The organism is Polyangium sp. 6x1 (genome assembly GCF_029946515.1).
Lineage (GTDB): Bacteria > Myxococcota_A > Polyangia > Polyangiales > Polyangiaceae > Polyangium.
Map to the genome: position 1 here is coordinate 59,039 of NZ_JARZHH010000020.1, position 21,228 is coordinate 80,266.

A 21,228-nucleotide genomic window follows, 5' to 3' on the forward strand; every position below is an offset into this window, starting at 1 on the left:
CTGCATCCCTTCTTCGTCGCGCCGCCACGCGCGCGCGGGGGCTCGGACAAGCAGGCTCCTCGCCTCCCGTGAGCGAGGCGAGAGGGCGGACGAGGGAAGGACCTCGCGCCCCACGAGCTGCTAGGATGGCGCCGATGTCGCCGAGGCCCCGCCGTTCCTTCACCGAGCTCGTGGCGACGCTCGACGACCCCGAACACGCCCCGAAAGCCGCGCGAGCCCTCGGCCGAACACGTGATCTCGCCGCGATTCCGACGTTGCTCGCCCGTTACGACCTCGCCGTCCGCGCTTTCGATTCGTGGGAATGGTGCGGCACGATCGACGGGTGGATGCCCGAGACGAGGTCGGCGTTCCTTCGCGCCCAGGCGCTTCGTCGAGCGATCGTGACGGCGCTCGGCGATCTCGGGCGGCCCGCGCTCGAGGCGGCCCTCGCGCTCCCCCTCGGAGCCCGTCCGCATCCGTCCGACCTCGTCGCGATCGCGCGACGCTCGGGCCCCACGTCCGTCGACGTGATCACGCGAGCGCTCGGCGGCCGCAATGCGTACGAGATCAAATGCAACGTCCGGCTGCTCCGCGATCTCGGCGATCCCCGCGCCATCCCTCATCTCGTCCCGCTGCTCGGCCACCCCGCGAGCAGCGTCGGTGGCGTCGTCTGGGAGACCCTCGTGAGGCTCGGACGGCGGGATCTCGATGGCCTCGCTGCCCTCCCGGAGAGCGCATTGGATCCCCTGTGGAAACTCGCCCTGCGCGCGAGGGCGGGTGATCGGCGGATGGTACCGGAGCTCCTCCGCATTTGCGAGGCGGGTGAGAAGGGGCGATCTCGAAATGCCGCGCTGGGCGCGCTCGGCCATCTGCGCGCCGCCGAGGGCGTGCCGTGGCTCTTGCGTGTCCTCGACGAGGGCGCGCCGGACGCGACCGTCGAAATCGCCGTGGAGGCGCTCGGGAAGATCGGCGATCCGGCCGCCATCGGGCCGCTTCTCCGGATGCTCTCGCACGACCCACCGTCTTTCGGGATCGATTCGGAGGTCCAGCGTGTGCTCCGCCGGCTCCTCCGCTCGCCGCGCCCGCTGCTCGATGCCATGGCGAACGGACTCGCGCCCGGTCGAGCCGCCAGGGTGCTCTCGTTCCTCTCGCCCATCGAGGATGGCGATGCGCTCGCCGAGGCGCTCGCGCACCCGGCGGCCGAGATACGCGAGGCCGCCGCAATGGCGGCCCATCATGTCGAAGGGCGAGCGCGACGGCATGCATTGCTCCCGCGGCTCGAAGCACGGGCGCTCGAAGACGGCGAGCCGCGCGTCCGACGCCAGGCCGCGTATGCCTTGGGCCGCCTGCATGTCTCGTCGGCGGTGGCCACCCTGCGGCGGATTCAAAGCGATCCGGACGAGCATGTGCGCGAAGCAGCTACGCGGGCCCTCGAATGGCTGGCGTGGCGGCATTAGCAGACAGGGCCCCCACGCGTAAGGATTTGAAAGTCCCGCGTGCTGGACGAGCCTCTGCGCCATCCCTTAGAACCATGGCATCACTCGCGCGTCGCTCGCGCTGGAGGTTGCTTATGAACATCACGAAGAGCATCCAGAAAGCCATCTGCCTTGCCACGCTCGCCGTCGCCGCTCTCTACACCGGCGTCCTCTCCGCGGATACCACCGCCCCTCTTTCCACCACCACCGTCCTCAATTGCAGCGCGACCTGCGCAGGCGCGACGATCGGCTGCTGTGCGTCCGGCGGCAAATGCAAGTACCGCTCCTCGGTGTCCGTGTCGTGGCGAGACGGCGAGATCCAGAACGGCAATTGCGTGATCAACGGCATCATCGTCGGCAAGATGCCCCCCGAGAAGCTCGAGCCCGTCGAAGAGAAGTAGGATCCCTGGCACCTCGTTTGCGGCCTCGAGGAGCCGCGTCTGGGCAACCGACCCCAAGGTGAGCCTTGCACGCGTGCAAATCATCCGAGAGACGCCGCTCGGTGGGTGTCCCACGCGTGCAAGGCACGCGAACCGACCTGCGAGGCGTGCCTTGCACGTGTTCAAGGCACGCCTCGCATGCGGCGCGGGAGCGCTTGCACCCGTCCAAGCGTCACCGTGACGTGTTCCTCTCGGCGCTTGCATCGATGCGAGCGCGCGGATCACGGCGTCACAATCGCGCTTGCTCCGGTGCATCCCACGCCGTGCACGTGTCCCGGGCGCCTTCGCGCCGGTGCAAGGGTCACCGCGCAGGCGCGCGCGCCCCCTTTGCGTTCGGCAAGTTCATCAGCAGCCTGCTAAAGCTCGTCGTGCTCGGGGCCGAACCCCACGATGACGAGGTTGCCGTCGATGTTGGCGATGTGGTCGCCGAGCTGGATGAACGAGAAGACGGTCATGCCGTTCCTCTGCCGGCAGATGGCCCCCATGCGGCCGATCTGCGGATGGATGACGGAGATGGAGCTGCACGTCGCCCCGAAATTCCCGCCCCGGCGCCATACCAGCTTTCCATCGTCGTTCGCGATGTACTGGTTCAGATCGATGAACGCCCCGAAATGGACATTGCCATTCCGCATCTTGCAATTCGCCGACAGGTTCGTGTTGTTGAAGATCCGGATGCTGTCACAAGAATCCTCGAATGCGCCGCGCGCCTCGGCGGCCCCCGCCGCGAGGAGTCCGGTCAGCGCCACGGCCGCGAAAGAAATGGCTGATTTTCTCGACATGTGTGCTCCTTTCGGGCTGGGGACCTCCCCCTCGCCCTCTCCCAGGATCTGCAGCAAGAACGGCCGACCGGAAGCGCTCGGCAGCCACGAACGCCCCCTGCCGCCCGCCAGCCCTTGACATCCACGAAGAGCTTTGTCTTCCTACCCCGCCATGATCTGGAGAACAGCAACGTTCGCGCTTCTTCTCTCCGCTTGCGCTTCGAGCACGCCCCCGGACAAACCGGCCGCCTCCGCGGACAAACCGGCCGGAGCGGCGCTCACGCCGGAGCAGCGGGAGGAGCTCGCGCGGCAGTTCCGGCAAGAAGAAGCCGAGGACGCCTACAAGTGGAAGCTGCAAACCTTCGTGCATCCCGTCGTCTGCAAGGATCGCCAGGGCCAGACCGGCGATGCGTGGATCGTCCTTCAAGAGGGGAAGGTCGTGAAGGCGGGCTTCGCGGACGGCTCCCCCGACAACGAGGTCGATCTCACCCCGCAGCTCGCCGGAAAAGCCGCGCCCCCCGTGCCGGCCAAGTACGAAAAACTCTTCGCCGACGGAAACCCGGTCTCCTTCTCCTGGAGCTGCATGTGAAGCCCATGAAAAAATACTCGCTCGCCGCCGGCCTCGCCGCCCTCGTCCTTTTCGCCCTCGGGTGTGGGAGCACGACACCCGCGCCCGAGGGCAGCAGCGCCGCGCCGGATCGCAAGGCCGCGCCCGCGCCCTCCTGCACGGCAGGCACCTTCGCGAACAACGAGGGCCAGTGCATCAGAGAATGCGCGTCCGACGACGCGTGCAAGCAGGGCGAGCACTGCGAGGACGTGCATTTCATCGAGAAAGACGGCAGCATGGGCCCGCTCATGGGCAAGGGCTGCCAGTAAGGCCGAGCGAATCCAGCGTTTCGGCGACCCTATCGCGGACCGCGGCGGACCGGCGCGGAGAGGGAGCCGCCGCGGACGCGCCTCAGCGCATAATCCATCCCGCTCTGGAGCGTGCCTCTCGTCACGAAGGACCCGAAATCGACGCCGAGCCCGATCAGGGTCTGCGCGATCCGCGGCGCGATCCCCGTGAGCACCGTCTCCGCGCCGAGCAGGCGCAACGCAGACGCCACGTCGATCAGCATCCGAGCCGCGAGTGTATCGACGCTCTTCATTCCCGTGACGTCGAGGATCACCACGCGGGCGCCCTGGCGCTGCGTCCCGTCGAGGGCCACGGCGAGCACCTGCTCGGCGCGCTCGGAGTCCACCGTGCCGATGAGCGGCAGGACCACGATTTCGTTCGTGATGGGCAGGAGCGGCGTCGACAGCTCCGCCAGCCTGTCGCGTTGCGCCGCGATCACCTGCTCCTGGAACGCGTTGCGCTCTTGCTCCACGGCGCGGCGGAGATCGAGCTCCGCCTCGAGTCGCACATTGGCCGACGTGAGGTCCCCGTTGAGGGCGCGGAGCTCCTCCGTCCTCTGCGCCACGTCGAGCTCGAGCCGCGCATTGATGCGCTTGATCTCTTCATTCGCCGCACGCGAGCTCTCGATGAGCCGCGCGATCTCGATCGCAATCGCCGCCTGCGACGAGAGCAGCGCGAGCAGCTCGACCCGGGCCTCGTTGAAGACGCTGGGCGACGAGCGGTTCTCCAGGTAAAGCACGCCGCTCAACCTGCCCTGGTGCAAGAGCGGCAGGCACAGGATCGACCGCGGCTCCTCGCGGACGATATGGGGATCGTCCGCGAATCGCGTCGTCTTCTGGGTATCGTCGATGACGACGGTTTCCTGGGTGCGGGCGACGTAGAGGACGATGCTCTTCGCGCAGATGGCGGCCTCGTCGAGCGACGCGCCGCCGTTGACGTCGACGGAGCTGCTCCCATCGCCGAGCTGCGCGACCACGACGAAGCGGTCTTCGCGCGCCAGGATCAAGGCGCCGCGATCGGCGCCCGCGTTGCCGAGCACGAGGTTGGCGAGGCTATGGACGACCTTCGCGAGGTCGATCTCGCTCGCGATCTCCTGCGCCGCGCGCACGACGAGCGCCGCGTCGCGCAGGCCGCCCACGTGGGTGCGCCCGATCAGCGTCATGCCCAGCTCGGACGAGGATCTGCTCTTCGCCGTGACCTGCCCGGGCGAAACGTCGCGGATGGCCAAACCGGCGATCGTGGGCTCGGATTCGAGCGCCGCGGCCTTCGTTTTCGCTCCCCAATGCCGGTAGGCGCGGTATGCATTCCGCAGGAAAAGGCCCTCGCTCGCGGGGGCGTCAATGCCCGCGAAGCATTTCGCCAGGCGCTCGTTTGCCAGGGCCTCGACGTGCGGGGCCTTGTGTTCCTGACAGAGCGCGATCGTCCGCTCGTACTTCGAGATCGCGCGGCCGACGTCCCCCTGGGCGCGCGCCGCCTCGGCCTCCACGAGCAAAAGGAAATGCGCGAAGCTCTTCGGCGAGACGCGCGCGAGCTCGGCCATTTCGGGTCCGTACGCCTCGAGGAGCTGCGCGCGCCGCGCCGCCTCCGCGGGCTCCGCGGCGGGCGACCGCAAATGGATCAAGAACGAGCGCAAGAACGGGGTGACCTTCGGCGAGATCGTCCCGCCGCCGAACATCCGCGCGCGCTCGGCGATCTCCGAGGCCTCCCACGCCTCCTCGTACTGTCCGTGGACGAGGAGGACGAACGCCTTCAGGACGCCATAGTGCACGTTCGTGCTGCTGGGCTGCGCGGCGAGGAGGTCGCGGACGAACACCTCCTCGTCGAAGGTGTCGTCGCTGAACGACGTCTCGCTTCGGGTCGCGCCGGCAAGGCTTGCGATGGCCTGCCGCGTGGCGATCATCGCCGCGTTGTTGCGCGGAATCTTCGTTCGCCGGACGATCGCGAGGTTCCGGTTCGCGAGCTCGAAGAGGTCCTCGATCTGATCGCCCGCGAAGAACCTCGCAATCACCCCGAGGAAGGAGGCGACGCCGAGCATGTGGAATTCGCCCGTCTCGAGGCACCTTCGCTGCGCCGTGGCGAAGCTCTCGGCCGCGTACCGCATCGAATATTGCATGTGCGCGGCGCTCGCCGCGGCGAACGAGAGGCGCGCGGCTTGCGCGGCGCTCGGGAACCGCTCGTTGATCGCCTCGGCCAGCTTGCAAAACGCCATCCCCTCGACGACGCGCCCGCGAATGGCCGCGAGCATGTAGCCGACGCACGCACAGGGCAGCGCGGCGAGCTCGGTGTTGCCGTACGCGAGCGCCACATTGACGGCTCGGAGGTTGATGACGGAAAACGCGATCGGGCCGAGGTGGTGCGCCGTGTCGGCGATCGAATCGAGGATCCCGAGGACGGCGACGATGACCGGATCCGTCACCTCCGGCGCTTCGCTCACCTCCTCGATGCGGCGGCCGCGCAGGTTCGTCGTGATCTGCGCGATCTCGGCCATCATCACCTGCGGCGAGACGGCATCCGCCATCGGCAGCGGATGCCCGAGGAGCGCGAGCGCGTCGAGGCCGATCTGGACGGCCTCGTTGAATTGACCGTGCGCGGCGCGGCTGTGCACGCGCTCCCTCTGGATCTCCGCGCGCTCGACGTCCGTCCTCACCCGGCGCATCAGCTCGCCGAAGCGCGCCTCGGTCTCCTCTCGGTCCCCCCTCAAATAGGCGCATTTGCCTGCGACGAGGTGGAGGGAGAAGCAGAGGTCGTAATGCTCGTCCCAATCCCCCTCGCGAAGGAGGGTGATGCCTGCGCGCGCGACCGCGCCGGCCGCGTGATACGCCGTCGATTGCTTCGCCCTGCTCGCGGCGCGGAGGTTCAGCCTCGCGAGGTCGAGCCGCTCGGCGTGCTCATCCATGAGGGAGGCGCCGAGATTGAGGTGATGGACGAGATCGAGGAGGTGCTCGTCCCGCGGCTCGCCTTCGGTGCGGCGCCGGAGGAGGCGCCCGATCGTGAGGTGGAGCCGCTGCCTCTGATCCTCGGGCAAGAGCTCGGCCGCGGCCTGGTGGACGCGATCGTGCACGAATTGATACCGGACGTCGAAGCGCCCGGCGGAGGCGCCTGCCTCCGCGCCGCCGAGCCCATCCTCGAGATACCTGTAATCACCGTCCAGGGAGACGATGAGCCCGGCCTTCATCGCCTCCCAGAGCGCCGTCGCGACGTCACGCGACGGTTTGTCCGCAATGATCAGGAGCGTCGCGAAATCGAAGGAATGGCCGATGCACGCCGCGCGCAGGAGGACGTCTTGCGTCGCCGCGGGGAGCCTGTGCATCCCCTCGATGAGCAGCTCCACGACGTTGTCCGTCACGTTCGCCGTGCGGATCGTCTCGACCTCCCACGTCCACGCGCCCGCGGACGCGTCGAAGCGGAGGAGATCCCGCTCGTTCAGCGTGACCAGGAATTGATGGGCGAAAAACGGGTTGCCTTGCGTCTTTTCGTAGACGAGCGCGGAGAGCTCGGCGACCTCCGCGGGATCGGCCGTGAGCGTGTCGGCGACGAGGCGCTGCACCATGTCCGGCTCGAGCGGCCCGAGCCGGATGTGCGCCGGGCGAAAGCCGGTGCCCTCGATTTCGGTGATCATGGCGAGCAGGGGATGGCCGGCCTCCACTTCGCCGTCGCGGTACGCGCCGATGATCAGCATGTGCTGGCTGAACCCGTCCATGACCAGCATCTGCAAGAGCCGCCGGGAGGCCGGATCCATCCATTGCAGATCATCGAGGAAGAGGACGAGGGGGTGCGCGGGGCTCGCGAAGACGTGCAAGAAATCGAGGAGCGTCAGCTCGAAGCGGTTTTTTGCCTGATCGGGTGGCAGCTCCGGCGCCCGAGGCAGCGCCCCGAGGATGAGCCCGAGCTCGGGCACGAGATCGGTGAGCAGCGACCCATTGCCTTTGACCGCCGCGAGGATCTTCTCCTTCCAGCGGGTGATGGACTCCGGCGATTCTTTCAAGATCTCGCGCGTGAGCTCGCGGAACGCATGGACGACGGGCGCGAGAGGGACGTCGCGCGCGAGCTGATCGAATTTGCCGGAAATGAAATAAGCGCCGTGCTGCGAGATGGTCCTGTGGATCTCGCGGACGAGCGCCGATTTGCCGATGCCGGAGTAGCCCGAGACGAGCGCGAGCTCCGGGCCACGCAGGCGCGCGCGCTGGAACGCCTGCAGGAGCGTCGCGACGTCGTTTTCGCGACCATAGAGGCGCTGCGCGCGCCGCAGTTCGGTGGCCCTGTCCTTCGTGCACAGGGGGAACGGCTCGATGGTGCCGCGCTCCCGCCACTGCCGCAGGCATTCGGAGAGATCGAAGGCGAGGCCCGCGTCGCTCTGGTATCGCTCCTCGGGCGTCTTCGCGAGGAGCTTCACCACGATGTCGGAGAGCGGGGCCGGCACGGAAGGCGCGAGGGCGCGCGGCGGCGTGGGAGTTCGTATCAGGTGCCCATGGAGGATACCCTCGACGTCGTCATCATCGAATGGCGGATGGCCGACGAGCATCTCGTACAGGATGACGCCGAGCGAATAAAGGTCCGAGCGCGCGTCGATGGCCCGGTTCATCCGGCCCGTTTGCTCGGGGGACACGTAAAGGGGCGTGCCCTCCAGCGATCGCGCCGCAGCCGGCGCGTTGAGCTCGCGCGAGAGGCGCGCCGAGATGCCGAAATCGATGAGGAAGGCCCTCTTCGTCGACATGTCGACGAGGATGTTCCTCGGCGTGATGTCCTTGTGGATCACGCGTCGCTCGTGGATCGCCGCCAGCACGCCGCAGATTGAAATCGCGACGACGAGGGTGGTCTCGAAGTCGAGCGCCTTGCGATCGATGAGCTCGCGCAGCGTGGGATGGCCGATGTCCGCCATCACGAGGCACAGGCCGCGCTGATGCTCGTCGAGGGCGATCGCCGTCGGTGTGCTGTCGAGCGCGAGCTCGCGCAGAATCATGAATTCACGCCGCAGCCGGGCGAGCTCTCGCGCGCTGGGATATTCGTTCTTCGTCTGCTTCAGGATGACGGGGGCGTCGCTGCCTTTTGTCCGCGCCCGATAAACGAAGGTCTCGGCTCCCTCGTACACGGGAACAACGGACGTGTACCCATCGGGAACCGCGTCTACCGACGGACCGAAAGCCAGAGGCTCCGTCATGTCAACTCCTGACACAGATTTCGTGCTTGGACGTAAATGCTAGCCGAGCTTGTGGCTTCGTTGCAAGGGAGAAGGCTGCCGGCGTACCCCAGCGTGGTGCATCGCGGCCGGAAGAATTGCACCCGACGATAAGAAGTCGGGAACACCGAGCGTCAAAAATCGGACGTTATTCCAGCTTGGCTGTCGAAAAGCGAGCTTATCGACAGCCTGCTAGAGCATCGAACTGTTCGATGCTCTGCGAGATCGCGAAGCGAGCTCGCCTCGGGGGGTGAATCGGCCGGGCTTTGCCTGGCCGAGAGGGGGACGCGAGGCGTCCCCCTCGGGACGAAAGAAGACTAGAACATCGAGCGGTTCTTGAACCGATCGATGTTCTAGTCGAGCCGCAGCACCTCGATCGCATTCGCAGACGCCGGCCGCGCGAGCTTCATCGACTTCCCTCGCCCGAGGAATGCCGCGTGGAAGACCTCCGCCCCGGGCCTCTTCACGATCGTCACCGGATCCACGTAAAGAAACCCCTTCCGCATCCGCTCGACCGGCAAAACGAGCGGCAGCCCCACGTCCCGCGTCGTCGGATCCGGCATCGTCGTGGAGAACCTCGCGCCCGCGAGGACCTTCGATCGCACGGAGAGCGTCGTCCCCGCCGCGAGCGGCCCCGACGCCCGGACAAACAGGTCGAGGCGCGACCGCACGCCCGTCCGGTACGACGCGCCCACGATCTCGGGCCCGTCCTCGTAGGCCGCGCCGATCGGCCTGAGCTCGCGCTCGATCTCCGCGAAAAGCGCCTCCGCCCGCGCCGCGTCGCCCTGCATCACGGCCACGTTGTGCGCGATCCGCTTCTGTTCGAGCGTGCGCGGCGGCGCCTCGGGCGGGCTCGCCTCCTGGTCCCAGTGCACGCGGTGCTCCCACGTCGCATACGCGTCCGGCACGATCGCGCGCACGGGCTCCGTCGCGCTCACGAACATCCATTCGAACGCGCCCGGCTCGCGCTCCTCGAACACGTACGCGTCGATCGGCGCGAACCCCTCGCGCGGAGACACGGCCCAGAACGGGCCCACGGCCGTCACGTGAAACCGCTTCGTCACGGCCGCGAGCTGCGGCTCCGGCACGTAACGGCTGTCCATCACGTACACGCCAGCGCGACCCGGCAGCGGGCCCGCCGGCACCGGCTGGCCAATCTTCACCACACGCCCGCCGAGCGACCAGACCTGCGCCCACGTCGCGTGCATGCCCTCGTGCAGCTCGACCGTGGCGTCCTCGGGGATCCGCTCCGCGAGCCAGCGCAGGAACACGGTCTTGTCGCCGTCCGAATCGATGAGGTTGCCCTTCTCGTTGAACCGCCCCCCCGTTTGCCGCGCGTAGAGCGCCGCGGGCGCGCCGTCCCGCAGCACGAACGCGAGCGGCACGAGCAAAAGCCCCAGCGCGACGAGCCCGCCCTCGAACGCGCCGCCCGCGGGCATCCGCCGCACGCGACCGAGGAGCGCGCGCAGGCGCTCGAACGCAGGCGCGAGCGTGGCCACGAGCGCGCCCATCGCGAGCGCGAAGTACGCGCCGAACGGCTGCGGCCAGAACACGTGGATGTCGGCGCCCTGCTTGAAGACGACGTACTGGAACGTCGCCATGCCGAGCACGAGGAGCGGCGCGAGCTCGACCTCGGCGCGCGTGAGGAGCAGGCGCAGCACGCACACGACCGCCGCGATCTTCCCGAGCAGGATCGCGATCGGCGTGAACGAGAGCTCGATCCAGTACCGCCGGCTCGCGAGCACCGCCGAGAGCGACACCGCATTGCCCGACGAGCGCGCCCCGTAAACCGCGAGCAGATCGCCGAGCTTGCCGGCCTTCTGAAAGATCGCGAGGTAGAGGACCCCGGTGAGCACGCTCAGCACGGCCCACGTGATCCACAGCTCGGCGTACCTGCGCTCGTGGAGCGGCCCGAAGAAGCGGCGCCCGCCGAGGTAGCCGCGGACGAGCCCGAAGCCGAGCCACTGCCCCGCGAGCACGAACGCCGGCCAGTCCGTGTGCAGCGCCATGACGAGCCCGATCGCGCTCACGACGAGGAAACGCCGCCGCCACGTCTGGACGAGCCGCACCCAGCCGTAGATCGCGACGAGCGACCAGAACACGAGCGGCACTTCGAGCGCGTTGAAGTTCGCGAAGGCCAGCGTGATCGGCAGGACCACGAAGGCCACGGCCGCCGCCGCGCCCGCCGCGGGCCGCCAGATCGAGCGCCCGATCGCGTAGAGGAGCGGCGGCGTCGCGGCCGAGAGCAGGATCGCGGCCAGGCGGCAGACGAGGTCGTGCCGGCCCACGATCTTCATGAAAAATGCCGTCACCCAGAAGATCCCCCACGGGTGGTGGCAGTAGTAGAGATCGGGGCCGGGGCGGCTCGCCGTGTACTCCCAGACCGGGCCCGGGATCCCCCAGCGCAGCATGTTCTCGGCGATGATCCCCATGCTCGCCGTCGAGGCCCAGTGCCCGTTGAGCACGGGCCCGAGCATCTCCCACGCGGCGACCAGGAAAAACCACGCCGTGGCCACGGCCGCGAGCCCCCGCGCGATCCGCGCCTCGCGCGCGCTCGCCACGGGCAAGCCGTCCGAGCCTTGGGGCAAGCGGAGCGAGAGCCTCGGGATCATGCGCGCGGGAGGGTAGCGGATGGCAAGCGCTTCGGGCGTGGTAACTTGCCGGCCCCGTGCGTTTCGGAAAGCAGCTCGCGGCCGCCGCGCAGAAGAATCCACTCGGCGCAACCCTCACGATCGTCGCCCTGGCCGCGTCCCTCTACGTCGTCGCGTACCCCTTCACGGCCGCGCGTTACGCGCCGATGACGGACCTCCCGTTCCACGCCGCGCAGACCGGCGCGCTGCGGCACTTCTTCGATCCGAGCTACCACCTGCGCGAGCAGTTCGAGCTGCATCCGCTCGCCGTCCCGTACATGTCCTCGTACGTGATCGGCGCGCTCTTCATGTTCCTCGTGCCCGCCCACGTCGCCGTGAAGATCGCGGCCGTGGCCATGCTCGCGCTCCTGCCCGCGGGCCTCGCCGTGCTCTTCCACGGCATGAAGAAGAGCCCGCTCCTCGGCCTCGCGGGCCTGCCCTTCGCCTGGAGCCACCTCACGCACTGGGGCTTTCTGAACTTCGTCGGCGCGCTCGGCCTGTTCGCGATGACGATCGGCGTGACGCTGCTCCTGCTCGACGCGCCCTCGCGCCGCCGCCAGATCACGCTCTCCGCCGTCCTCGTCCTGCTCTTCTTCACGCACGTCTTCCGCTTCCCGTTCGCCATCGCGGGCGTCGTCGCCGCGGCCGTCGTGATGTACCCGGCCACGCGGCGCTTCCGGCCAATCCTCGCGCCCCTCGTCCCGCCGCTCCTGCTCTTCGCCGCATGGACGCGCGTCCGGCCCGCGGCCATCGGCGGGCCGATCGACCTCTCGCGCTTTGACCTCAAACGACTCGACGAGATCCGCCCGCTCCTCCTCGAAGGCGGCTTCAACGATGCGACCGAGGCGGCGGCGATCCTCACGAGCTACCGCGCCGTTGGCCTCGTCGCGCTCGTCTCCCTCCTCGCGCTCGCGCTCTCGGGCCGCACGACCGGCTGGAACCGCCGCGCCTGGTCCTTCGCCATCGGCAGCCACGTCCTCGCCCTCGGCTGCGCGGGCGCGTTCCTCCTGTCGTTCCTGATGCTGCCGATGCAGCAGGGCGTCTGGTGGTACGTCTACCCGCGCGAGGCCACGGCGCTCGCGTTCCTCGCGCTCGGCATCTTGCCCGATCTGCCCCGCGCGCCCCTGCTGCGCGCCCCGCTCGTCCTCGCGCTCGCCCTCGCGCCGATCGGCCTCGCCCGCGCGGTGGCCACGAATTACCAGATCTTCGACCGGGCGACCGAGGACTTCCACCGCATCACCGAGGACATCCCCCGGGGCCCGCGCCTCATGTATCTCGTCTTCGACCACGGGGGCTCGACCAAGAAAAACACCCCCTTCATTCATTTGCCGGCCTATGTGCAGGCCGACAAGGGCGGCTGGCTCAGCTTCCATTTCGCCGTCTTCGGCGCCTCGCCGCTCGTCTACCGCGAACCGAGCGATCCCGCGGCGATCCTTCCGCCGCCCGTCCCCACGCGATGGGAATGGACGCCCCACAAATTCCGGCCTCTCCAGAATGGTACGTTTTTCGATTGGTTCCTGGTCCGCAGCCGGACCTCGCCCGACGGCATGTTTCGCGAGGACGCCTCGATTGTCCCGGTGAATCACGTCGGCACGTGGTGGCTCTATCGACGGAAAACGGGCTCGTGACCGCTCGATCGCTGTGAGCCCGCAGCCCTCGCTGCCTTGCGTCTCTGACGCCAGGGGCTAGGCTGCGCGATCATGGCGGCCATGATGCGAAGTGCCCCGAGGGATCGCGAGGCCCGACAGGAGCACGCGCCGGCGTCGGGAGCACGCGCCGATCTGACCAGGTTCCCGCCGGAAGAGTCGTCTCCCGAGCAAGGAATCTCCAGCGCGGAGCGGCTGCGCACGCTCATCGAGGCCTCGCCCGATCCGATCTTCATGAAAGACGGCGAGGGCCGCTGGCTCGAGGTCAATCGCGCCGGGCTCGAGGTATTCGGGCTCGAAGGCGTCGATTACCAGGGCAAGAGCGAGGCCGAGCTCTCCGCGTTCACGCCCTTTTATCGCGAAGCCTTGCTCGTCTGTCCGGATACCGACAGCGTCGCCTGGGACGCGGGCAAGCTCTCCCGCGTCGAGGAGAATGTCCCGCGGCCCGATGGGTCGATCCGGACGTACGACGTCTACAAGGTCCCGCTCTTTTATCCGGACGGGCGGCGCCGCGGCCTCGTCGTGCTCGGCCGCGACATCACCGATCGGCGCCGCGCCGAGGAAGAACGCGATCGGCTGCTCGAAAAAGAACAAGCCGCGCGCGCGGCCGCCGAGCGCGCCGAGCGTCGCTCCGCATTCCTCGCCGAGACGACCCGCATCCTCTCGGGCACGCTCGATTACGAGGACACCGCGACCCGGCTCGCGCACCTCTGCGTCCCCTTCGCCGCCGATTGGTGCGCCGTGTGGACCGTCGACGGCCAGGGCGGCGTGCACCTCGGCGCCCTCGCCCACGTCGACCCGTCCCGCGAGGCCCTCGCGAGGCCCGGCCAGATCCGCGTCGAGCCCGACCTGCCCGGCGGCGTCTCCCACGTCGTCCGCTTCGGCCAGCCTTTGCTCTGCCCGTCGGTCCCCGACACCACCGACGCGCGCCTCGCCGCGCTCGGGACGCGCGATCCGGCCTGCGAGGAGCTCGTCCGCGCGCTCGGCCTCTGCTCGTACGTCGCCGTGCCCCTCATCGCGCGCGGCCGCACGCTCGGCGCGATCACGCTCGCGCGGATGCCCGGCTCCTCGCCGGCCTGCGCGGCCGACCTCACGCTCGCCGAGGACCTCGGCCACCACGCGGCGCTCGCGCTCGCGAATGCGCGCCTCTACGAGGAGTCGCAGGAGGCCATTCGCGCGCGCGACGAGTTCCTCTCGATCGCCTCGCACGAGCTGCGCACCCCATGCACCTCGCTCCGCCTCGGCATCGAGGCGCTGCTCCGGCATGCGCGCGCGGGCAAGCTCGATCGAATGCCCGCGCCGCTGATCGAGCGCCTGCTCGAGACGAGCGACCGGCAAAGCAAGCACCTCTTGCACCTCATCGACCGGCTGCTCGACGTCTCACGGCTCGAAGCCGGCCACCTCGATCTCGAGCTCGAAGAGGTCGATCTCGCGGCCCTCACGCGCGAGGCGGCGAGCGAGCTGCGCGAAGAGACGACGCGCACGGGCGGCGCGCTCCTCGTCGAGGCGGAGCGCCCGGTGCGGGGCATGTGGGATCGGGCGAGGCTCCGCCAGGTCGTGACGAACCTCCTCGGCAATGCGCTCAAGTACGGCGCCGGCAAGCCCGTCCGCGTGCGGACCACGGGCGACGATACGCAGGCGTGGCTCTGCGTCGAGGATCGCGGCATCGGCATCCCGGAGGATCGACAGCCGCACATCTTCGATCGATTCGAGCGCGCGGTCTCGTCCCGCCATTACGGCGGGCTCGGCCTCGGCCTTTACATCGTGCGCCAGATCGTCGAGGCCCACGGCGGCAGCATCGCGCTCGCGAGCCGCCCCGGCGAAGGATCGACGTTCACCGTCACGCTGCCGAAGACCCGCGCCGCCGTGGCCGCGCGGGCCTCCTGATCACGACGCCGTTCTTTCCGAAAGAAAGTCGTCACGGACGGCCGCAGTTTTCTCATCTTGTCGTTTTCTCCCGGGGGCTGTACATCCTCCCGAAGTGCGGCTTTTGGTGGGTGACCTCGTCGGCGACCGGTTCGTGATCGAACGGGTCGCTGGCGCGGGAGGCATGGCCATGGTCTACCGGGCCCTCGATCGGGCCACGGGCCTCCGGGTCGCGCTCAAGCTGGTGCACGACGAGGACGCCGAGGTGGCGCGCCGCTTCGACCACGAGGCGCAGAGCCTCGCCGATGTCCGCCACCCCCACGTGGTCCGGTACGTCGCGCACGGCTCGATGGACGAAGGCGGGCGCTGGCTCGCCATGGAATGGCTCGAAGGCGAGGACCTCGCGGCGCGGCTCCGCCGCGGGCGCCTGTCGATCGAGGACGCGATCACGCTCGGCGCGCGCGTCGCGCGGGCGCTCGACGTCGCCCACCAGCACGGGGTCATTCACCGCGACATCAAGCCGAGCAACTTGCTCTTGATCGGCTCCTCCGTGGAGGAGGTCCGATTGATCGATTTCGGCATTGCCCAGACCGGGACCGCCTCGCGGCGCGTCACCGAGACCGGGACGGCGATCGGCACCCCGGGGTACATGGCGCCCGAGCAGGCGCGCGGCGATCGGCCCCGGGTCGACGGCCGCGCCGATCTGTTCTCGCTCGGCGCCGTGCTCTTCGAATGCGTGGCGGGCCGGCCCGCGTTCGAGGGCACGCACCTGATGGCGCTCCTCGCGAGGCTGCTCTTCGAGGAGGCGCCGCGCCTGCGTGATCTCCGGCCCGAGGCGCCCCGCGCGCTCGACGAGCTCGTCGCGAGCCTGCTCGCCAAGGACCCGGACGGGAGGCCGCGCGACGCGGGCGTCGTGGCGCGCGCCCTCGAATCGATGGACCTCGGCCGCGGCTCGATGCGCCCGCCGCCCGGCCGCGTGGATCTCGGGCACACCGAGCGGCGCCTCTTTTCCATCGTGGCGGCCCTGCCCCACGTGGACGAGGCAGGCCCGCGCGCCGAGACGGAAAAACACGCGAACGTCCCCGTGACGGCCATCGAGCAGGCCGTGCGCCCGTTCGGCGCGCACGCGTCGGCGCTCGCGAACGGCGCGCTCTTCGTCACCCTCTCCGGCGAGGGGAGCGCGAGCGATCTCGCGATGCGCGCCGCGCGGGCGGCCCTCGCGCTCCGCCCCCTCTTGCCCCCGAGCGCGATCGCCCTCGTCACGGGCCTCGGCGAGGCCGACGGGAAGGCTCCGATCGGCGAGATCGCCGAGCGCGCCGTCGTGCTCTTGAACGACGGCGCGCGCCACGCGAGGGGCTCGGTGCTCATGGACGAGGTCACGGCGGCGCTGCTCGACGGCCGCTTCGCCGTGGCGCTGGCCTCGGGGGATTTCGTCCTCGAAGGCGAGCGCGAGGCCCCGGAGGAAGCGCGCACGCTGCTCGGGCGCGCGAGCCCGTACGTCGGCCGCGACCGCGAGCTCCGGATGGTCGAGGAGCTCGTGCACGCGAGCTTCGACGAGAGCCACGCGCGGGCCGTGCTGGTCGTCGGCGCGGCGGGCATGGGGAAATCACGCCTGCGCCGCGAGATCGAGGTGCGCGTGGCCGCCGCCTGGCCGGACGCCGTCGTCGAGATCGGCCGCGGCGACCTCCTCGGGCAAGGCTCGCCCTTCTCGGTCATCGCCGCGGCGTTGCAACGCACGGCCCGCATCACGTCCGGCGAGCCGTTCGCCGTGCGCCGCCAGAAGCTCGAAGACACGTTCGGCAAGCACCTCGCGCCCGATCGGCAAAGGCACGTCCTCGAATTCCTCGGCGAGATGGTGGGCATCCCCTACCCCGACGATCAGAGCCCCAAGCTCCGCGCGGCACGGCAAAGCGCGGCGCTCCTGGCCGATCGCATCCGCGAGGTCTACGTGGACCTCCTCGCGGCCGAGCTCTCCGCCCGCCCGCGCCTCCTCGTGCTCGAGGACCTGCAATGGGGGGACGCCGCCTCGATCAAGCTCGTCGACGCCGCGCTCCAGGCCCTTCCGCACCGCCCGTTCGTGGTGCTCGCGCTCGGCCGGCCCGAGGTGCGGCAGGTTTTTCCGCGGCTGTGGGAGCAGCGGGACGCGCAGGAGGTGCGCCTCGGCGCGCTGCCGGGCCGCGCGGCCGCCGAGCTCGTGCGGCATTACGTGGGCGACCGCATCTCGGCCGAGGAGATCGACCGCGTCGTCGCGCGCGCGGGCGGCAATGCGTTTTACCTGGAAGAGCTCGTGCGGGCCGTGGCCGAGGGCCGCGGCGGCGAGGTGCCCGAGACCGCGCTCGGCCTCGTCGAATCGCGCCTCGCCGCGCTCGTCCCCGAAGAGCGCCGCCTCTTGCGGGTCGCCAGCGTGTTTGGCGAGGCCTTCTGGCCGGACGCCCTCGCCGCGGTCACCGACGAGCCCGTCGAATCCGTCACCACCCTGCTCGCCTCCCTCGAAGCGCGCGAGCTCGCGTTCCGCCGAAAAGCGAGCCGTTTTTCCGGGCGCAACGAATACGCGTTCCGCCACGCGCTCATCCAGGAGGGATCGTATGCGACGTTGACGGAGCGGGACCGCTCCCTGGCGCACGCGCGGGCCGGCGCGTGGCTGCTCGCGGCCGGCGAGAAGGACCCCAAGGTCCTCGCCGAGCATTTCGGCCGCGCCGGCGACGCGAGCCGTGCCATCGGGTATTACGTACGGGCGGCCGAGCAATCCCTCGCCGCGGGCGACAACGAGGCCGCGGTCTCGCTCGCCGACGCGGCGCTCGGCCTTGGCGCGACGGGCGCGGACGCGGCCGTGCTCCGGGCCATCCAGACCGACGCCTGGACCTGGAGCTGCCAGTACGTCCGGGCACACGAGGCAGCGCAGGTCGCGCTCTTTCTCGCCGAGCCTGGCAGCCCGAGCCATGCGCGCGCGCTCGGCGGCGTCATCAGCAACGGCCTCATGCTCCGCCGCTTCGACGTCATCGGCGAGGCCATGGCCGAGCTCCTCCGCGTCGAGCCCGCGCCCGAGGCGATCCCCGCGCTCGCCTGGGCCTTCGCGATGGCCGTGACCACCCTGCTCCTCACGGACCAGCGGGGCTTGGCCGAGCAGTACCTGCGGCGCATGGAGCACCTCACGATGGGCCCCGCGGCGGAAGATCCATCCGTGATGGCGTGGCTCGCCCACGCCCAGGGGCACTGGGCGCGCCACGTCGAGCAGGACCTCTGGGACGCGCTCGAGCTTCACCGCCTGAGCGCGAGCGGCTTCCGCGAGGCCGGAGACCAGCGTTACGGGCCCTATGCCGAGGTGCACGTGGGCTCGCTCCTCCTCGCGCTCGGCGCGTTCGAGGAGGCGAGCGCCGTCGTCGAGCGCGCGCTCGCGGCGTCTCTCCCCGGGAGCCAGGCCGTGCTGCTGGGCCGATGCATGCTCTCGTGGATCGCGCTCGATCGGGGATCGGTCGCGGAGGGCCTTCGCCTCGGCGAGGCCGTGGCGAAGGAGGCCGAGGCGCTCGACGAAGGCTTGCTGAGCCTGCATGCGCGCCTCGCGATCCTCGAAGCGCGCGCCCGGGGCGGGGACTTGGACGGCGTCGAGGCCGCGCTCGTGGAGATCGAGCCCGCGGTGAAGGGCATGCCCATCGCGGAGCTCTGGCACACGAGCGTGCTTGCCGCGGCGCGCCTCTCCGCAGGGAAGGCCGACGAGGCGCGAGGCCTCTGCGTGGAGGCGCTCGCGCGGAGCGAAGCGCGGGAGGGCATGGATCAACGCCGGCGCGCCTCGCTCGGCCTCGTGCTGGCCGAGGCGCTCGACGCGCTCGGCCGGCGCGACGAGGCCCGGGCGACGCTCCTCGGCATGAAACGAGACGTCGAGACGCGAGCCGCCAAGATCGCCGATCCCGCGCTCCGCGCGAGTTATCTCGGACGCGTCTCCGTGCATGCCCGGATGTGGGCGTTGCTCGATTCCTTGGCCGGCTAGCGACGCATCCGGAGCGGATGCACGTGCACCGGGCTCCGCTCGAGCGCGCACCCGGGCACATCGCGGCTGCATTTCGCTTTCACCCGCGGGATCACGTCGGCGGGACGCACCTTCTGCCAGGCCGCCCATGCCGCCGCGACCTCGGCCTCGGGCGCCGATAGCGCCGACAGCGAGAGCGCCTGCACCCGCAGGAGATCGTGATCCCGCGGCTGCACCACGAGCCCACGCCGCGCCGCATCGAGCGCGCCCCGCGCATCGGCCGCGCTGCCCCGCGCGACGGCCAGCATCACCCACGCCGCGTCGTCGCCCGCCGCGCGCTCGGCCGCCGCGGCGAGCGGGGCCGCCGCCTTCTCGAACCGCCACACCTGCGAGAGCGCCTCGCCGCGCAGATACGGGATCGCCGGGTGATCCGGCGCGAGCGGCGCGAGTTTGTCGAGCCAACCCATTGCCTCGTCCACCCGCCCTTGCCGGCTCGCGAGCAATGCGAGCGCCGCCATCACGACCGCTTTGGGCCTCGCCTCGCCCGTGGCCTCCGCCTGGGCGAGCGCCGCGACCAGGCTCGGCCCGGCCTCGTCGCGCCGCTCCTGCAACGCCCCGATCATCCCGAGCCCGTGATCGTAAAGCCTTCGCCACGTCGGTTTGCCGGGCTTCTCCGGCTTCCGCCCGGCCGATCCCGGCCCGATCCAGCTCTCCGTCTCGGCCACCTTCGTCACGGGCTCGGGCGTGCAGCCGTCGAGATCGAACCCCGCGGCGCGGAACGCCTTGCCGCGCAGGCTCTTCGACGCCTCGCACGACGCGTGGAACACCGGCAGGCTCCGCGTCCGATGCCGCAGCCGCGCGATCACGCGCAGCGGGAACGCGACGCCGGCCGGCGCTTCGAGCCCATATTCGACGACCTGCGCGCCCCGCGGCGGGATCGTGTGGTTGAAGACCGGCGCGCGAAACTGCTCCGTCTGCCGTTCGAGCCGCGGCTTGCCATCGTCGCCGACCTGCAGCGCGCGCAGCCGATGCGCCGTCGGATCGTCGCCCGTCGCCTCGTGTTCGAGGCCCGCCTCGGCCACGAGCGCGCCGTTCGCGTCCCGCACCTCGACCTCGACCCACGCGTCCGCCGCGTCCATCGTCCCGCCGGGGAACCTGTGCCCGACGCGCTCATTGCGCAGCGCCACGGCGATCACAACCCGCTCCCCTGCCGCCATCGGCGCCCCATCGGCGGGCAGCGTGCGGTGTCCATCCGCGCCGATCACGGCGGCGATATCGATCGAGACCGATCCTTCGAGGAACGCGCGCGTCTTCGCGAGCACGTCCGCATCCTTCCGGATCGCCGCGAGCCACGTATGCCCGCCGAGGAACGCGTGCGACGCGATTTTCCCCTCCTTCGCCGCGGGATCGCCTCGCTCGGCGCGCACGCGCGGCATGTGACAGCCCCGGCAATCCTGCTCGGCCACCTCCTCGTCGAGCGTGTGCACGCGCGAGCCTGCATAGACCGATTGTTGCCAGGGCGTCACGTCGTCCTGCCCGATGAGGTGATGCGCGTTTCCGGTCCCCTCGTTCAAAAAGGCCCGATGGCAGCTCGCGCAGAGCGCGGCCGTGCGAAGCGCGGGGCTCGTGGCGCGCGCCTTGTGCACGGCGATGCTCTTCGGATCCGACTGCGTCGGCATGGGGAACGGCTCGGCCGTGAGCGTATAACTCCCATTCCCGTCGATGCGCGCCTCCTCGATCCCGTGGCACGTCCGGCAGCCGATCCCGGCGTGCGCGCGTGTATCGGAGGGCTCGATCGCGCTGTCCATGGCGCCGTCGACGAGGAGCGAGATGTCGTGGCAGCCGCCGCAAAACTTGCTCTTCGGGTGGTCGACGTCGGCGCGGAATCGATCGACGGCGGCCCTGTACACGGGGTTGTTGAACGAGGCGAACGCATGCGCGCTGCCACGAAAGGCGGCGGCGACGTCGGCGTGGCAGCCCTCGCACTCGCTGCCATCCGCGAGCTCCTTGCCGCGGTGCTTGCCCTTCAAGACGGTCTCGGCCGGGGCGAGCTCGAGCTTGGATTGAGGCAACGTGGCGAAGACGCGGTCGCGGGTGGGATCGTCCGAGGGGGCTGCGGTCTTCGGCGGAGGCTCGGGGGCGCCGCCGGAAGGAGCGCAGGAGGCGGCGAGGGCGACCGCTGTGACGAGGACGGTACCGAGGACGGCGCTCTGCCTGCGCATGGGATGCATGCTCGCCGAGATGGAGCGCGGGGGCAAGAGAGCCGAAGCGGCGGCGGCCTCGTTCTTGCGGCGCATGCGCGGGGCCATTTCGGCGTACGGAGATCGATACTTCAGGGCATCGTCGACGGCCGCTCGCCCTTCGCCACGAATCGGGATTGCGCGACACACCCACGATCG

The 21,228-nt window shown here is 70.0% G+C and carries 11 protein-coding genes; 7 read left to right on the top strand and 4 right to left on the bottom strand.

Annotated elements, in window-relative coordinates; all coding sequences use genetic code 11:
* Nucleotides 1-134 precede the first annotated feature (134 nt).
* Together QHF85_RS20125 and QHF85_RS20130 are read left to right on the top strand one after the other, a co-directional pair.
* Nucleotides 135-1,436 (top strand): HEAT repeat domain-containing protein, encoded by a 1,302-nt coding sequence (locus tag QHF85_RS20125; protein WP_281328859.1) that lies wholly within the window; start codon nt 135-137, stop codon nt 1,434-1,436.
* A gap of 113 nt (nt 1,437-1,549) precedes the next feature.
* Entirely contained in the window at nt 1,550-1,855 is a 306-nt protein-coding gene (locus QHF85_RS20130) for a hypothetical protein (RefSeq protein ID WP_281328860.1), read from the top strand.
* Between the two features lie 395 nt (nt 1,856-2,250).
* Here the strand turns inward: QHF85_RS20130 and QHF85_RS20135 are convergent, their stop codons facing one another.
* Nucleotides 2,251-2,673, bottom strand: a complete 423-nt coding sequence (locus QHF85_RS20135) for a CVNH domain-containing protein (RefSeq protein ID WP_281328861.1) — start codon at nt 2,671-2,673, stop codon at nt 2,251-2,253.
* A gap of 151 nt (nt 2,674-2,824) precedes the next feature.
* Between QHF85_RS20135 and QHF85_RS20140 the strand changes: the two genes are divergently transcribed.
* The gene (locus QHF85_RS20140) at nt 2,825-3,241 is read left to right on the top strand and encodes a hypothetical protein (RefSeq protein WP_281328862.1); all 417 of its coding nucleotides are present in this window, start codon (nt 2,825-2,827) and stop codon (nt 3,239-3,241) included.
* Nucleotides 3,242-3,246: 5 nt separating this feature from the next.
* Nucleotides 3,247-3,528: a hypothetical protein gene (locus QHF85_RS20145; protein WP_281328863.1), complete on the top strand. Its 282-nt coding sequence runs from the start codon at nt 3,247-3,249 to the stop codon at nt 3,526-3,528.
* A 29-nt stretch (nt 3,529-3,557) separates the two neighbouring features.
* Here QHF85_RS20145 and QHF85_RS20150 read toward each other — a convergent pair whose 3' ends face one another.
* On the bottom strand, nt 3,558-8,636 hold the full coding sequence (locus QHF85_RS20150; protein ID WP_281328864.1) for an AAA family ATPase: 5,079 nt from the start codon (nt 8,634-8,636) through the stop codon (nt 3,558-3,560).
* Nucleotides 8,637-9,076: 440 nt separating this feature from the next.
* Entirely contained in the window at nt 9,077-11,335 is a 2,259-nt protein-coding gene (locus QHF85_RS20155; RefSeq protein WP_281328865.1) for a glycosyltransferase family 39 protein, read from the bottom strand.
* A gap of 56 nt (nt 11,336-11,391) precedes the next feature.
* Here QHF85_RS20155 and QHF85_RS20160 point away from each other — a divergent pair, with 56 nt between their 5' ends.
* The 3 genes from QHF85_RS20160 (at nt 11,392) to QHF85_RS20170 (ending at nt 18,850) form a co-directional block, all read left to right on the top strand.
* On the top strand, nt 11,392-12,981 hold the full coding sequence (locus QHF85_RS20160; protein WP_281328866.1) for a hypothetical protein: 1,590 nt from the start codon (nt 11,392-11,394) through the stop codon (nt 12,979-12,981).
* Between the two features lie 81 nt (nt 12,982-13,062).
* Nucleotides 13,063-14,886 carry an ATP-binding protein gene (locus tag QHF85_RS20165; RefSeq protein ID WP_281328867.1) on the top strand — a complete coding sequence of 608 codons (1,824 nt, stop codon included), beginning with the start codon at nt 13,063-13,065 and terminating at the stop codon, nt 14,884-14,886.
* A 106-nt stretch (nt 14,887-14,992) separates the two neighbouring features.
* Nucleotides 14,993-18,850: a protein kinase gene (locus tag QHF85_RS20170; protein WP_281328868.1), complete on the top strand. Its 3,858-nt coding sequence runs from the start codon at nt 14,993-14,995 to the stop codon at nt 18,848-18,850.
* Here the strand turns inward: QHF85_RS20170 and QHF85_RS20175 are convergent.
* Nucleotides 18,847-21,126 carry a multiheme c-type cytochrome gene (locus QHF85_RS20175; RefSeq protein ID WP_281328869.1) on the bottom strand — a complete coding sequence of 760 codons (2,280 nt, stop codon included), beginning with the start codon at nt 21,124-21,126 and terminating at the stop codon, nt 18,847-18,849. The genes QHF85_RS20170 and QHF85_RS20175 overlap by 4 nt on opposite strands.
* Nucleotides 21,127-21,228 lie beyond the last annotated feature (102 nt).

Excerpts from the sequence above, each read along its gene's own strand:
- QHF85_RS20125 (WP_281328859.1), top strand. The coding sequence starts at position 135 with ATGTCGCCGAGGCCCCGCCGTTCCTTCACCGAGCTCGTGGCGACGCTC.
- QHF85_RS20130 (WP_281328860.1), top strand. The coding sequence starts at position 1,550 with ATGAACATCACGAAGAGCATCCAGAAAGCCATCTGCCTTGCCACGCTC.
- QHF85_RS20135 (WP_281328861.1), bottom strand. The coding sequence starts at position 2,673 with ATGTCGAGAAAATCAGCCATTTCTTTCGCGGCCGTGGCGCTGACCGGA.
- QHF85_RS20140 (WP_281328862.1), top strand. The coding sequence starts at position 2,825 with ATGATCTGGAGAACAGCAACGTTCGCGCTTCTTCTCTCCGCTTGCGCT.
- QHF85_RS20145 (WP_281328863.1), top strand. The coding sequence starts at position 3,247 with ATGAAAAAATACTCGCTCGCCGCCGGCCTCGCCGCCCTCGTCCTTTTC.
- QHF85_RS20155 (WP_281328865.1), bottom strand. The coding sequence starts at position 11,335 with ATGATCCCGAGGCTCTCGCTCCGCTTGCCCCAAGGCTCGGACGGCTTG.
- QHF85_RS20165 (WP_281328867.1), top strand. The coding sequence starts at position 13,063 with ATGATGCGAAGTGCCCCGAGGGATCGCGAGGCCCGACAGGAGCACGCG.
- QHF85_RS20175 (WP_281328869.1), bottom strand. The coding sequence starts at position 21,126 with ATGCGCCGCAAGAACGAGGCCGCCGCCGCTTCGGCTCTCTTGCCCCCG.